Annotated in this window: 10 protein-coding genes and 1 tRNA gene; 7 read left to right on the top strand and 4 right to left on the bottom strand. The window is 31.8% G+C overall.

From position 1 onward, the window contains the following. The first annotated feature begins 72 nt into the window (after nt 1–72). Both B6S12_RS05650 and nhaA read left to right on the top strand, forming a co-directional pair. Nucleotides 73–2,856 (top strand): RecB-like helicase, encoded by a 2,784-nt coding sequence (locus B6S12_RS05650; protein WP_111229830.1) that lies wholly within the window; start codon nt 73–75, stop codon nt 2,854–2,856. A gap of 1 nt (nt 2,857) precedes the next feature. Next, entirely contained in the window at nt 2,858–4,174 is a 1,317-nt protein-coding gene (gene nhaA / locus B6S12_RS05645; RefSeq protein ID WP_181450970.1) for a Na+/H+ antiporter NhaA, read from the top strand. A 130-nt stretch (nt 4,175–4,304) separates the two neighbouring features. On the opposite strand, the gene B6S12_RS05640 is transcribed toward nhaA, so the two are convergent. Next, nucleotides 4,305–4,382, bottom strand: a tRNA-Pro gene (locus B6S12_RS05640). 140 nt (nt 4,383–4,522) lie between these two features. On the opposite strand from B6S12_RS05640, the gene B6S12_RS05635 reads away from it, so the two are divergent. Genes B6S12_RS05635 through B6S12_RS05625 form a run of 3 tightly spaced genes read left to right on the top strand, consistent with a single transcriptional unit; the run spans nt 4,523 to nt 6,970 of the window. Continuing rightward, complete coding sequence (locus B6S12_RS05635; protein ID WP_111229828.1) at nt 4,523–5,611, top strand: flagellar basal body P-ring protein FlgI; 1,089 nt, start codon at nt 4,523–4,525, stop codon at nt 5,609–5,611. Between the two features lie 10 nt (nt 5,612–5,621). Next, the gene (locus B6S12_RS05630; RefSeq protein WP_111229827.1) at nt 5,622–5,960 is read left to right on the top strand and encodes a rod-binding protein; all 339 of its coding nucleotides are present in this window, start codon (nt 5,622–5,624) and stop codon (nt 5,958–5,960) included. Then, nucleotides 5,957–6,970, top strand: a complete 1,014-nt coding sequence (locus B6S12_RS05625) for a sensor histidine kinase (protein ID WP_111229826.1) — start codon at nt 5,957–5,959, stop codon at nt 6,968–6,970. The genes B6S12_RS05630 and B6S12_RS05625 overlap by 4 nt, the downstream gene beginning before the upstream one ends. Nucleotides 6,971–7,145: 175 nt before the next feature. On the opposite strand, the gene B6S12_RS05620 is transcribed toward B6S12_RS05625, so the two are convergent. Together B6S12_RS05620 and B6S12_RS05615 are read right to left on the bottom strand one after the other, a co-directional pair. Then, nucleotides 7,146–9,359 carry a DEAD/DEAH box helicase gene (locus tag B6S12_RS05620; RefSeq protein WP_111229825.1) on the bottom strand — a complete coding sequence of 738 codons (2,214 nt, stop codon included), beginning with the start codon at nt 9,357–9,359 and terminating at the stop codon, nt 7,146–7,148. After that, a complete protein-coding gene (locus B6S12_RS05615; RefSeq protein WP_111229824.1) occupies nt 9,349–10,656 on the bottom strand; it encodes a radical SAM/SPASM domain-containing protein in 1,308 nt (435 codons plus the stop codon). The genes B6S12_RS05620 and B6S12_RS05615 overlap by 11 nt, the downstream gene beginning before the upstream one ends. 424 nt (nt 10,657–11,080) lie before the next feature. Between B6S12_RS05615 and B6S12_RS05610 the strand changes: the two genes are divergently transcribed. Further along, the gene (locus B6S12_RS05610; protein ID WP_111229823.1) at nt 11,081–11,965 is read left to right on the top strand and encodes an NAD(P)H-dependent glycerol-3-phosphate dehydrogenase; all 885 of its coding nucleotides are present in this window, start codon (nt 11,081–11,083) and stop codon (nt 11,963–11,965) included. Here the strand turns inward: B6S12_RS05610 and B6S12_RS05605 are convergent. Further along, entirely contained in the window at nt 11,962–12,900 is a 939-nt protein-coding gene (locus B6S12_RS05605) for a D-2-hydroxyacid dehydrogenase (protein ID WP_111229822.1), read from the bottom strand. The two genes, B6S12_RS05610 and B6S12_RS05605, sit on opposite strands and share 4 nt — an antisense overlap. Before the next feature lie 56 nt (nt 12,901–12,956). Here B6S12_RS05605 and argB point away from each other — a divergent pair, with 56 nt between their 5' ends. Beyond that, complete coding sequence (gene argB / locus B6S12_RS05600) at nt 12,957–13,811, top strand: acetylglutamate kinase (protein WP_111229821.1); 855 nt, start codon at nt 12,957–12,959, stop codon at nt 13,809–13,811. Nucleotides 13,812–14,009 lie beyond the last annotated feature (198 nt).

Here is a 14,009-nt window from a genome sequence, read left to right as displayed (position 1 = left end):
TTAGTTTATGTCAATCAAGTTTTAAAATATTTTGCTATAATTATCCTTTATATCTCTCTATTTAGGAAAACTATGAAAAATGCCTTATTATGTCTTAGTGCAAGTGCAGGCAGTGGCAAAACCTACCGTCTTGTTATGCGTTATCTTGAATTACTATTTTTAGGTGCTAAACCCTCTTCTATTCTTACACTTACCTTTACCAAAAAAGCAGCCAAAGAAATGGAAGAAAGAATCGTGCAAAAAATCAAAGAGATTTATGACAATAAAAATGATATTAATTATATAAAAAATCTTGAGTTTATTTCTATCAATAATCCCAAACAGATGGAAGAAAAAATTTCACAAATCTATCACAATTTTTTAAAAGATGATTTGAAAATTACTACCATTGATGCATTTTTTGGCAGGATTTTAAAAAATTTTTGCTGGTATGTAGGAGTAGAGCATAATTTCCAAATAGCCTCCCAAAACCATGAAGAAATCACAAATTTATTTTTAAATCTTTTAGAACATTCTTTTTCTAAAAAGCTTAATTTGGAAAAAATGATTGATTTTGCCCTCCAAAGTAACCAAGATTTAGAATCCCTTTTGTCTTTATGTGCGTTTTTAGATTCTTTTAAAGAAATGCTAGATTCCTCACTTTTTATTCTTCCAGCATTAGCCCAAAATAAAAATTTATCTACTTTAAAAAATGACGCTCTTATCCTTGGCAAAAAACTACAAACAGAATATCTATCACAAAAAGAAAATCTTCACACCGCATTAGATTTCAATGATTATGAAGAAATGCTAACCAAAGGAAAAACATGGCTTACAAAAGAAAATTTAAATGATTATCGCGATTTTAAGAAAATCATTTTTAATCCCTCCATTTTCACAGACTTAAAACTTTGCATTCAAGAAATCTTTTTACAAGAAGAAAGAGAATATTTACAAAAAATTTATGAGATATTTAAACTCTATTTAAAAGCCAAAGAATTGTATTTTAACAACAAAAACTCTCTAAGCTTTGATGGAGTTACCAAAAAGGTTTATGAGCTATTTTCTAAAGAAAATTTTTCTCATGATTTTTTGTATTTTAGGCTTGATAGCACTCTTAGTCATATTTTAATAGATGAATTTCAAGATACAAGCATTTTGCAATATGAAATACTAAAACCTCTTATTGAAGAGATTAAAGCAGGAGTTGGAGCTAAAAATTTCTTAAGAAGCTTTTTTTATGTAGGAGATACCAAACAATCCATTTACCGCTTTAGAGGAGGAAATCCTAGACTTTTTGAAATTGCTTCAACCTCTATGGTTAAAGAAGAAATGGATACAAATTATCGCAGTGCCAAAAACATTGTAGAATTTGTCAATGAAGTTTTTAAAAATAAAATTGCAAACTTCACACCTCAAAATGCCAAAAAAGAGCTTCTAGGCTATGTTAATGTAAGCAAAGTGGAAAATTTAGAAGAAACTTCCTTTTTAAAAATACAAGAACTCCTAGAAAAAGGTGCCAAAGAAGAGGAAATTGCCATTTTAGTGTTTGATAATAAAACGGTGGTGGAAATTGCAACTTTTCTACAAGAAAAGGGTTTGAAAGTAGTAATGGATACTAGCACAAAGCTCATAGAACATAATGAAGTGCGTGCTTTGATTGAATATTTACGCTTTTGTGAGAGTAATAACCCCCTATTTAAAGAAGAATTTTTTATGCTTTTGGGATTAAAATTTGAAGAATTACCTAAATTTTTAGAACACAAAGAGCCTTCATTTAAGCTTTTAGCAATTATGGAAAAATACAAAATTGCAAGTTTGAGTGCTAAAAAATTTTTAGAATACAGCCTAAATTTTGCAAATACACAAGAATTACTAGAAGAAGTTGAAAGACTTGAAACTGATATTGTTTCTAGCGACTTTTCTGGAATTAGAATTATGACAATCCACAAATCTAAAGGCTTAGAGTTTGAAAATATTTTATTATTAGATAGACGGACAAAACCCTCCAATAACAAAGGGAAAGTCTTTTTTGAATTTAAAGAAAATGGCGTAGAAATAAAAAGGATTTATAAGCTTTCCAACCCTATTAGAGAAAGCCTAGATACACAATATAAAGAAGCTATTTTACAAGAAAAAGAACTTGTCCAAAAAGAGCTTAAAAATCAACTTTATGTAGGATTGACACGCGCTAAAAATACTATGCATATCTTACAAAATGACAAAAATAGCATTTTTGATGTTTTAGATATCCAAACACAAGAGCTAGGAGATTTAAAAACAGCTATCTTAGAATACCAACATAATTTTTCCCACACCAAAACTCCTATAAATTCTCCAAAAATCAATGAATTTAACAAAACATTTTTGCAAAATTTAGGACAACAAACCAAAATGCAAATTATAGAAAAACAAAAAATACAAGGGGATTTAAAGTCTTTATATTATGGAATTGCTTTCCATTATGCAATGGAGCAAAAATTAAAATGTGGACTAGATGATACCATTTTAAAAGATGTTCTTTTAAATAAAATGGGTTTCTTTTTAGAAGAAGAAACCATAAATGATATTATAAAAAAATGCAATACATCTTTAAAATTCCCACAATTTAATGAAATTTTAGCTAAAGGTAGTGTAAAATGTGAAGTTCCCTTTTTAATAGAAGGAAGGCAAAAAAGATTAGACATATTAATAGAAAATGCCACAGAAGCATTTGTAATTGATTATAAAAGCGGTATTCATAGCCCTCTTTATCAAGAACAAATGAAAGAATACATCCAGTGTGTAGAAAAATTCCTAAAAAAGCCTGTATATGGCTATATTTTTTACACAGAGGGAGAAGGGAAATGGATAGAAATTATACAAGGAGGTCATTAAAATGGAAAACCAATTTGTTTTAGCGATAAAAAAATTTGCAAAAAGCGAATCTTTTGCGGGTATCTTATTGCTTTGTTGCGCTCTTTTAGCAATGATTGTTGCAAACTCTCCTCTAGCAGAGGGTTACGCACAGCTTTGGAAAAGCAAAATAGGCTTTGATATTAATGGAACTTTCATAGGAATGAGCTTAGAGCATTGGATTAATGATGTATTGATGGCTTTTTTCTTTTTGGTAGTAGGCTTAGAAATTAAACGCGAAGTTTTATTTGGTGAGCTTGCAGGATTTAAAAGAGCAGCTTTACCTGTAATTGCCGCACTTGGTGGTATGGTGGGTCCAGGAATTATTTATTATACCCTCAATATGGGGACTAACTCTGCTGATGGTTTTGGGATTCCAATGGCTACTGATATTGCCTTTGCATTAGGAGTTTTGGCAACTTTAGGCAAGAGAGTTTCTATTTCTGTAAAAGTCTTTTTGGTTTCTTTAGCGGTAGCCGATGATTTGGGTGCTATTATTATAATTGCTGTTGCTTATAGCCAAGGTTTATCTTTTGGATGGTTGGCTGTTGCTGCTGGAATTGTATGCGTTTTAATTCTCTTAAATAAAATGGGTGTTAAACGCCTTGCTCCTTATATGATTTTAGGTGTATTCTTGTGGATTGCTGTGCATAATTGTGGTATCCATGCTACCATTGCAGCAGTAGTTTTAGCCTTTACCATTCCTGTAACTCCTAAAATTGACACAATGTCTTTTATGGAAAAAGCCAAGCTTGTAATTGGACATTTCCAAGAAGCAGATAAGAATAAAGAAAATATTCTTTTACAAAATGAGCAATTAGAAGCATTACACCACTTCGCAAAACATAAAAACGATGTGCAAAATCCACTTGTTAGACTAGAACATGCACTCGCACCTTATTCTAGCTTTTTGATTATGCCTATTTTTGCTTTTGCAAACGCTGGGGTAACCATAGGAGATAACATTAATTTTAGTATTGATCATATATTTTTAGGAATCTTGTGCGGACTTGTTATTGGAAAACCGCTTGGGATTTTCACTTTCACATTCTTAGCAGAAAAATTTGGAATTGCTGCTAGACCTAAAGGTATGACTTGGACAGAAGTTTTTGGTGCAGGAGCTTTGGGGGGAATTGGATTTACAATGTCAATTTTTGTAACCAATCTAGCCTTTAAAGGCGAAGATGCTGTAATGGCAACTGATGTAGCAAAAATCTCTATTTTGATAGCTTCGCTAACTGCTGGTATTTTAGGTAGTCTTTTCTTTATTTTACGCGATAAAGCAACACACCACCATTAATCTTATTTGTTAGAGCCTTTCTTGGCTTTAACACTCTCTTTAAACCAAAAACTTTCTAAAAATACACAAATTAAAATACATAAAATATATTAAAAATCCAAAACTTTAAAGATTGATTGAAAGACTAAAATGGTCGGAGTAGCGGGATTTGAACCCACGACCTCACCCACCCCAAGGGTGTGCGCTAGCCAGGCTGCGCTATACTCCGCTTTAAGAAAATAAGAGTTATAATAAATAAAAGCGGTATCTTATCATAATAAGTTTAAAAAAGCTTAAAAACATTTTGGAATGCAATTTGCTTTAAAGCCATTAATAGTATTCAAAATGCAATATAAGGATATGGAGCAAATGAAGAAAATATCAAAATTCTTAGTAAGTTTATGCCTTGCTTCTTTTTTTGGCACTTCTCTTTTTGGTGCTAAAGTAAGTGATTTAGCTAATATTGTAGGTGTTAGGGATAACCAACTCATTGGCTATGGTTTGGTTGTTGGTTTAAATGGGACGGGAGATAAAACCACTTCTACTTTTACTATGCAATCTATTTCTAATATGCTTGAGAGCGTAAATGTAAAAGTTGATCCTAATGATATAAGCTCTAAAAATGCTGCTGCTGTAATGGTAACTGCTAAACTTCCTCCTTTTGCAAGACAGGGAGATAAAATAGATATTTTAGTTTCAAGCATTGGTGATGCTAAATCCTTAGAAGGTGGAACGCTATTACTTACGCCCCTTTCAGGATTAGATGGCAGAATCTATGCAGTTGCACAAGGTGCAGTAGGAATTGGCGGTAAAAGTGAAAGAGGAGGCAGTGCCAACCACCCGCTAGCTGCTATGCTTTCAGGTGGAGGTATTGTAGAGCGAGAGGTTACTTATGATCTTTACAATAAAACAAATGCAACTTTAAGTCTAAAAGAAGCAAACTTCCAAAATGCCATTAGAATCCAAACAAGCGTTAATCAAGCTTTTAATACAAATACCCCAAATGATTCAAACCAAACGCCACAAGCTATAGCCACTGCGATTGATCCTAGAACAATCCGCCTAGTGCGTCCAGAAAATATGAGTATGGTAGAATTTTTAGCAAAAGTTCAAAATATTGATGTAGATTACATTAAAGAAGAAAAAATCATCATCAATGAACGCACAGGAACAGTCATTGCAGGTATGGGAGTGGAAGTTTCACCAGTAGTAGTTACGCACAATAATATTACCATTAAAGTTTCCACAGAAAACATTAACGATCCAGAAGCACTAGATTTAGGAAGTGGAGCTACTTTTAGCCCTACTCTTGGCATGGTTACTAGCACCAACAATCCGACTATTGCAAGTGTTACAAGAGCTCTTCAAAGAATGGGTGCTACACCAAAAGATATGATTGCCATCATTGAAACTATGAAAAAGGCAGGTGCCTTTAACGCAGATTTAGAAATCATCTAAGGAGTAAAATATGCAACTAGATTTTAAAGGAATTAGTGGATACTCAAAAGAATTATTAGATGCAGCAAAAGAAGCTCCAAAAATCACAAAAACCGATGATGATACAAGATTAAGAGAGCAAACAGATGCATTTGAAGCACTCATTATTAAAAATATGCTAAACACCGCACTTAAAATGGATGATAGTCTCTATCCTAAAGCACCAGGACATGATATTTATGAATCAATGTATAGAGATACTTTATCAGAAAGCTTAAGTGGTAGCTTTGGTTTTAGCGATCTTTTGTTTGATTATCTAAAAGATTTACAAGGCAAGCAAGGCACAAAAGAAGTCAAAGGTTCTAAATGATTGATCAAAATTTACTAGAATCTCTAAGTAGTAGTGATAAAGAATCTTTTGCAAAAGGCTTAAAAGAGCTTATCACACAAACCTATGAAGTAGAAAAAGAATTTGTTGAGTTAAGAGCACTTTTTGAGGAAGTTTTGGATATTTTACCTACTGCTGTTTGGGTTCTACAAGAAAATGGTGAAATTTTTTACCAAAACACTCTTGCAAGTGAAATTAGCGAACTTTTAGAACTCATTAGCAACGAAGAGCGTCAAGAAATAGAATTTGAAACAAAAGTTTATTTGGTGCAGCTTAACAAAAAGCTTAATAAAATTATCATCACCGCCACTGATATCACAAGCGAAAAAAGGCGGGAGCGTCTTGCCTCTATGGGACAAATTTCTGCGCATTTAGCTCATGAGATTAGAAACCCTATTGGTTCAGTTGCCCTGCTTTCCTCCACTCTAGCTAACCGCGTAGATTTAAAGAATAAAGCTTTGGTGCTTGAGATTAAAAAATCTATTTGGCGTGTGGAAAGAATTATCAAAGCAACTCTACTCTTTTCTAAAGGGGTGCATATCCAAAAAGACAGCATTGATCCAATCGCCCTAGAAAATGAACTCCATGAAGCCCTAGGATACTACACCTATACCAAAGAAATCCATTTTGATTTTGATTTTGAAAATACATATTTAATAGGAGATTTTGAGCTTTTATGTATCGTTTTACAAAACTTTCTTTTTAATGCAATTGATGCCATAGAAGAAGGTGAAAATGATACAGGAACCATAAAAATCTCTTATAAAATGCAAAATAATGAAGCCCTCTTTCAAATTTGTGATGATGGTAAAGCTATTGAAAACCCACAAATTTTATTTGAGCCCTTTAAAAGCACCAAACTTAAAGGAAACGGACTAGGTTTAGCACTCTCTTTACAAATTATTGAAGCACACAATGGAGATATTAAGCTACTAAATCAAGAAAGAAAATGCTTTAAAATCCTCTTACCACAAAACCTAATCAAAAACTAAATCCATAAAGCAAGAGAATAAATTAGCATTTTAAAATATGTCCTTGCAACTCTATTGAATTTATTTGGTAGATAAAATAAAACTCCAAAATATTCTTAAAAATATAGACTAGATTAAAAATTTATAAGATTGAAGCAAAGTTTATCTAAACCGCAAAGATAATCATCTAAAGCATTCAAGCTTTATAAAATATATCTTTTGCAAACTTCAACAATTCTCCATTTAAATCACAAGAAAGATCTAGTTTATAATTAATTAAATCATAGATTTTAGCTTCTATGCTTTCTTTATACAATAGTCTATAAATTTTCACTTCTTTTTCTTGTCCAATGCGATGAATTCTACTAAATGCCTGCTCCTCAACTGCAGGATTAAACCAAGGCTCTAAAATAATTGCATTTTGTGCATTTGTAAGATTTAATCCAACACCACCAGCTTTTAAACTTATTAAAAACACATTAAAGGGGCTATCTTTTTCTTGAAAGCTATCCACAAATTTAGCACGATCTTTCTTGGAAGTCGCACCATTTAAATACAATACATTAGTATCTTGCAATGCGTTTTTTAACAAATCCAAACTCTTTGTAAATTGAGAAAATATAAGCACTCTTTCTTTGTTTTCAATAATAGTATGCACCAATTTTAACAACACTTTCATTTTAGAATCTTCTAAATTTCCACAATCACAAAGGGAGTTTGGAACAATTTTATGCAAGGAGCAAAACTGCCTAAGTCTTAAAAGCCCCTCTAACATCACAAAATTTGCTCTTGCAGATAAGCCAGTATGCAATGCTGATACAAAAATATTATAAATTCTATCATATTGCACTCTTTCTTTATCACTAAAATCAACAAAAATCGTTTCATCTTGTCGCTTTGGCAAATTTAAAACTTGCTTTTTCTCTCGCCTTTTAATAAAAGGACTTAAAAATTTTACACTTAGATTAATTGCTGATTGTGTTTCACTCACTAATGGAGCGATTTTATTTTCATAAAGCCATTTAAAATTTACATTAATTGCACTCATCATATTCCACAAATCTAGTAATGAATTTTCAATAGGCGTCCCACTAAGTATCATTGTAAAATCACGCTCAATTTGGCTTAATGCGTTGAAAATTTGCGTTTTATCATTTTTTATTTTTTGCGATTCATCTAAGATTAAAACTTGATAGCTTTTAAGCTGTGCTATCTTGCTTCTAGCACTCTCATAAGATAAGATTTGAATCTTGCGTTGCTCCAAATTCAATGAGATTTCATTCTCTTTAATGTGTGTAAATTTTATAATCTCGTTCTTCCAATTTTGCACCAAAGAAGCTGGTGCAACTATAAGAACACTCTTAATATCATTAGCCACTAAAAAACAAATACTTTGCAAAGTTTTGCCAAGCCCCATATCATCGGCTAACAATCCTCCCCATAAATTATTTTTATAAAGATTACACAACCACAAAACACCTTCATATTGATAGGGTTTTAACTGTGTTTTTATATGGAGTTTTATAGCCTTTAAAATATTATCCATAGGGTATTGTTTAATATTTTCTATCTTCTCTAAAAATTCTACAACATCATAGTTTGTAGTATTTGTTTTTTGCATTAAATGCAAAGTTGTTTTTTCATCAAAATCTGTTTTATTAAAAATAAACACCTCATCATTAAATTCTACATAATTTTTTCCTTTTAAATACGCCCCCAATAAGCGATTATAAAATTCTACATTTTCATCTATTTTTTTCTCAAAAGATAAAAAACCACTAGCAGTTTTACTAAAGCTTACACTCTTAGAAGGGCTATCATTAGATTTTACTAATACACTAAATTCCTCTTTTAGCCTTTTAAGTTCTTCATATTCAAAATATTGCTTTGTAATATCAACAATAGCATTTGCCCTCTGGATAATTTCTGCTGTATCCATCATAAAAAGCTTATTATCGCTCACAATTAAAAAATCATACCAAATAGGGACTTCAATACCATTAAAATCAAAATAAATTTCTACATTAGCAACTTCTTTTTGAAAACCTGTTATGTAAAATTTCATATTTGTAGCTTTAAGTTTTGCAAAATGCTTTTGCTCTGTTTTAAAAGGCATTTTATGTATGCGTTTTAAACTTTTATTTTTGTTATGAGCAAATAAAAAATCAATCTCTTCTATTTTTTCAAAAAGCAAATCGCAAAAAAATTTTTCTGGTATTAAAAAAGGGGGCTTTTCACCATTAAATTGCCTAACAAAAACCAACATCTCCTCTTCAATAGGTTGAAGTTTAGCACTTTTTATTAGACTTTTTGTGCTAATGGCTACACCTAGTCTATCAATATTACTTTGATATCTTATAGAAATTGCTTCTTTTATGCAATCAAATCTTAAACGCAAATTAGATTGCATAGATATATTTTAATCCATTAAGCAATGATTGCTTAAATTTTGTTCTATAAGCTTCACTGCATTCTTTTGTGATTTCTTTATCCATCAACTCTTGTCTTCCTTTAAAATTATACTCATCAATTCTACATCCACCCCCACAAATGTATCGCACACTACAATCTTTACAAGGATTGACGAAATCTACACTGCTTTTGTAATTAAACTCTCTAGCTTTTTTCAAAACTTCTTTTAAATCCTCATTAATATCAGCAAAAGGATGCAATTCATCCACACGATTGCATAGATAAATCTTACCATTACTTGCAATAGTTAAATTACCATAACCACAATTTCTAACGCGTTCTTTTCCTTCAATGCTAATGGCTAAGTTTTTTAGTTTATAATTAGGATAAATCTGCTCCATTACACAATCAGCACTTTTTGCATAGGCTTTAGATTCTTCATCAAATTTCATCTCTATGCCTCTGCCTCCAAGCATTTTTTGCGAAACAATAAATTTTAAATTTTTCCCATAAAGTGCTAATAAATTTTTTGCAAAAGGCACAAATCCTTCTTCAATTTCCTTGATATTATCATAAGTTGGCGTTGTAGCAATAATAACTTTTGCTCCACATTTTATAAACTCTCCAACACTAAATAAAGCTTTATCAAAATTAAAAGCTCCACGCACTTTTGCATTCATCTCTTCATTAATTCCATCAATGCTAATTTGTATATCATCAATAAATTTAGCTATCTCTTCAATCTTTTCTTTAGTCCATAGCGTTCCATTGCTTTTAAGCCTTACAATCAATCCAAGATTTTTAGCATACTTTACAATCTCTAAGCAATCTTTATGTAATAAAATCTCTCCACCGCTAAAAATCACTTCTTTTGTGCCATATTCTACAAGTTTATCAAGCACACTATACCATTGCTCTTTTTTTAGCTCATTTGCATTTGCCTTTCCTGAACTCATATAACAATGAGGGCAAGAAAGATTGCAAGCATTGGTTAAATAAATTTGAGCCGTATCATATTCTTCAATCATACTAAGAGGTGTATCAAAAAACTCTCTATCTAAAATTTGCGCCACGACAAAATTAAAATCTGCTTTACTTTTTGATAATTGTCCTGCTTTAGCTATGGAATATTGTTGCAAATTCTTAAACACGCTAACTTGCTCTTCATTAAACAAACCTATAAAATTCCCACAGCTAGGAGATAAAACCAACACTTCTTTATCTAAAGGAATAAATTCTAAATCTTTTGGTAATGTAAGTAATGTATTTTCATCAATTTGTTTTGTGATTGTCATCTGGTTTCCTAAATATTTTTAAGATTTTTAAAGTTTTTAGGAATCCTAAGAAGATTCCTAAATATAGTTTTTGTAAGAATTAATTAGGATTAGCATTTCCGCAATACTTAAAGCAGTAATAAAATACAATCTCATCTTCAAGATCACGCTTAGCAATTGTAAAATCTTTCATAAAAACTCCTTATAGTTATCTTCCAAAATTGGAGACAACATCGTATCAAAAAAAAAAAAAAAAAAAAAAACAAGTGGGGTTTCTCATTTAGGCTATTAGCTTTAATTAGATTTTAATAACTTATAATCTTTTTATCCAAACTACTTAAAACATCTCCTAGATTTTAAACTCTTTATCAAAATCAAGATTTAATATATTTTTAGCTAAAATCCCACACTAAAATTAAAAGCACAAGGCAGGAAAAAACAAGAGATGGCAAAAATTAGCATATTTGGTGGTGGAGCATGGGGAAGTGCACTACACCACGCTTTTAAAGAAAAAAATCAAAGTTGTATCATTTCAAGAAAAAATTTAAACTCCCCCTTTCAAATTAGCAAAGAAGAAGCACAAGATAGCGACTATTTTGCAGTAGCGATTAAAACTTCTGCACTTATTTCTTGGCTAGAGAGTTTTCCACTTCCTAAGAATGCTAAGATTTTAGTTGCTTCCAAAGGTATCTCACAAGGGCTTTTTGTAAGTGATATTTTTAGCAAATTCTATCCTCTTGCCAAGCTCTCTTTTTTAGCAGGTCCTAGCTTTGCTAAAGAGGTTATACAAAATCTACCTTGTGCTCTTAATATCCATTCAAACAACCTAGAAGATGCAAAAGAATGGCTTCCCCTCTTTCCTAGCTTCATAAAGCCTTATGCAAATACAGATGTAATGGGTGGAGAGATAGGCGGAGCTTATAAAAATGTAATTGCCATTGCAAGTGGAATTTGTTTTGGATTAAATCTAGGAGATAATGCTAAGGCCTCATTGATTGCAAGAGGGCTTGTAGAAATGTGTAGATTTGGGCAATTCTTTGGTGCTAAAGAAGAAACATTTTTAGGCTTAAGCGGTGCTGGAGATTTGTTTTTAACAGCAAATTCCACGCTTTCTCGCAATTTTCGCGTAGGTATTGGACTAGCACAAAACAAAAAACTAGAAACCATTTTAGAAGAACTTGGAGAAGTAGCAGAGGGAGTGCAAACCTCTAAAGAAATCTATGCCTTAGCAGAGAAAAACAATATCTACACCCCTATTGCCAAGGAAGTTTCCCTAATTTTAGATGGGAAAGATCCTAAAAGTAGCCTAATGGATTTAATGAAAAATTAACTAAGCCTCAAAAAATCCTTCACATTTTTTACCACTCCATTAATTAAAATTTCTTTAGAATTTTCATACCCCCACGCATTATGCGGAGTAAGCAAAAATTGCTGGGATAATTTTGGATTTAAAAAGGGGTGGTTTGCCTCCATAGGTTCTTTAGAAAATACATCAAAACCTGCATAAATTTTATGCTTTAGCATTAAAGAGCTTAAATCTTCTTCATTTACAATTCCGCCACGCCCAACATTAATTAAAATTGAACCCTCTTGCATTAAAGGTAAATTAGAAGCATTAAGAAGATTTTTTGTGTTTTCATTTAAAGGAGCATGGATTGAAACAATGCGACTTGTTTTTAAAAGCTCCTCTAAACTTATGCTTTTATAGTCTTTATTATCATTTTTACCACTTGTAGAATAATACACAATCTCTACTCCAAAGGCACTTGCAAGTTTTGCTACTTCTTTGCCTATGCTACCTAATCCTATAATTCCCCATCTTTTGCCCTCCATAAGCTCCAAAGGCTCACTTAAATTAGTAAAAAGCCCACTTTTTGCATATTCTCCACTTTTACAAAAATCATCATAATAAGACACTTTAGCACTTAAGTTTAAAGCCATCATCAAAGCATGTTGTGCTACGCTTTTGGTGGAGTAACCTGCTACATTTTTAACTTCTATGTTAAATTCTCTAGCCGCTTCTAAATCTACATTATTTGTTCCAGTTGCTGTGATACAAATAAGCTTTAAAGTTCCTTGTAACTCTTTTAAAATGTTTCTATCCAACACTACTTTATTACTTAAAACAATCTCTGCTCCTTTACATCTTTGTAAAGTTTCATGGGGTTTTGTGTTCTCATATTCTGTATAAGCACCCAAAGGGCTCAATAATTCTTTTAAGTTATTTTTACCTAAACTTAGTCCATCTAAAAAAACAATTTGCATTTATATTCCTTTTAGTTATAATTCCATATCTATTTTACATCATTAAAGGGAATAAAATGCATAATTCTACAAAAATTGTTTCTATTTTATTAGATTCACTCCCCTATATTAGATTTTTTCGCGGTTCTAAAATTGTGATTAAATATGGGGGTGCAGCACAGATTAACCCAGAGCTCAAAGAGCAATTTGCTATGGATATTGTAATGCTTTATATGCTTGGTATTAAGCCTATTATTGTGCATGGAGGGGGCAAAAGAATCAATGAATTATTAGATTCTTTAAAAATCCATTCTGAATTTGTTGATGGTTTTAGAATTACTAGCATTGATGCTTTGCGTATCGTAGAAATGGTGCTAAGTGGCGAGATAAACAAAGAAATCACTGCCTTTTTAAACCACCATGGCGTAAATGCTCTAGGCATTAGCGGCAAAGATGCCTCTCTTTTTAAAGCTATCCCAAAAGCAAATGGGAAATATGGTTACACAGGAGAGATTATAGAAACAAGAGGAGAAGTGATTGATAATCTCCTCTCTCAAAATCTCATACCCGTGATTGCCCCTATTGCTTGTGGAGATGAAGCAGGACATCCAGGTTTTAATATTAATGCTGATAGTGCTGCAAGTGCGATTGCCATTGCTTCAAAAGCTAAAAGAGCAATTTTTCTCACAGATACAATAGGTGTCTTAGATAACCAAGGAGAAATTTTAGAAAGCTTAAATTTAGAGCAAACTCAAGCACTTATAAAAGATGGAACCATCAAAGGCGGTATGATACCAAAAGTAGAAGCATGTTTAGAATGTATTAGCAAAGGTGTAGAAAAAGCCCATATCATTGATGGAAGAATCCCACACTCTTTGCTTTTAGAGCTTTTTACAAGCAGTGGAATAGGCACAGAATTCACACTAGAATAATTTCCAAATTAATTTTTGGAATGAAAGCCACTTAATTAGTTCAAGTTACTTAATTAATTATTGTAGGGCCCACAACTCTTAAAGCAGTAGCAAAATACAATCTCATCTTCAAAATTACGCTTAGTAATTGTAAAAGATTTCATAAAAACTCCTTGTAGTTATATTTTAAAATTTGAAGATAACATTATATCAAAAAAA

Origin of the sequence: Helicobacter valdiviensis (assembly GCF_003245365.1) — a bacterium.
Classification (GTDB): Bacteria; Campylobacterota; Campylobacteria; order Campylobacterales; family Helicobacteraceae; genus Helicobacter_D; species Helicobacter_D valdiviensis.
Note: the sequence above shows the minus strand (reverse complement) of the source record. Positions and strands in the feature narration are given on the sequence as shown.

Excerpts from the sequence above, each read along its gene's own strand:
- B6S12_RS05650 (WP_111229830.1), top strand. The coding sequence starts at position 73 with ATGAAAAATGCCTTATTATGTCTTAGTGCAAGTGCAGGCAGTGGCAAA.
- B6S12_RS05615 (WP_111229824.1), bottom strand. The coding sequence starts at position 10,656 with ATGACAATCACAAAACAAATTGATGAAAATACATTACTTACATTACCA.
- B6S12_RS05620 (WP_111229825.1), bottom strand. The coding sequence starts at position 9,359 with ATGCAATCTAATTTGCGTTTAAGATTTGATTGCATAAAAGAAGCAATT.
- B6S12_RS05610 (WP_111229823.1), top strand. The coding sequence starts at position 11,081 with ATGGCAAAAATTAGCATATTTGGTGGTGGAGCATGGGGAAGTGCACTA.
- argB (WP_111229821.1), top strand. The coding sequence starts at position 12,957 with ATGCATAATTCTACAAAAATTGTTTCTATTTTATTAGATTCACTCCCC.
- B6S12_RS05605 (WP_111229822.1), bottom strand. The coding sequence starts at position 12,900 with ATGCAAATTGTTTTTTTAGATGGACTAAGTTTAGGTAAAAATAACTTA.
- nhaA (WP_181450970.1), top strand. The coding sequence starts at position 2,858 with ATGGAAAACCAATTTGTTTTAGCGATAAAAAAATTTGCAAAAAGCGAA.
- B6S12_RS05635 (WP_111229828.1), top strand. The coding sequence starts at position 4,523 with ATGAAGAAAATATCAAAATTCTTAGTAAGTTTATGCCTTGCTTCTTTT.
- B6S12_RS05625 (WP_111229826.1), top strand. The coding sequence starts at position 5,957 with ATGATTGATCAAAATTTACTAGAATCTCTAAGTAGTAGTGATAAAGAA.
- B6S12_RS05630 (WP_111229827.1), top strand. The coding sequence starts at position 5,622 with ATGCAACTAGATTTTAAAGGAATTAGTGGATACTCAAAAGAATTATTA.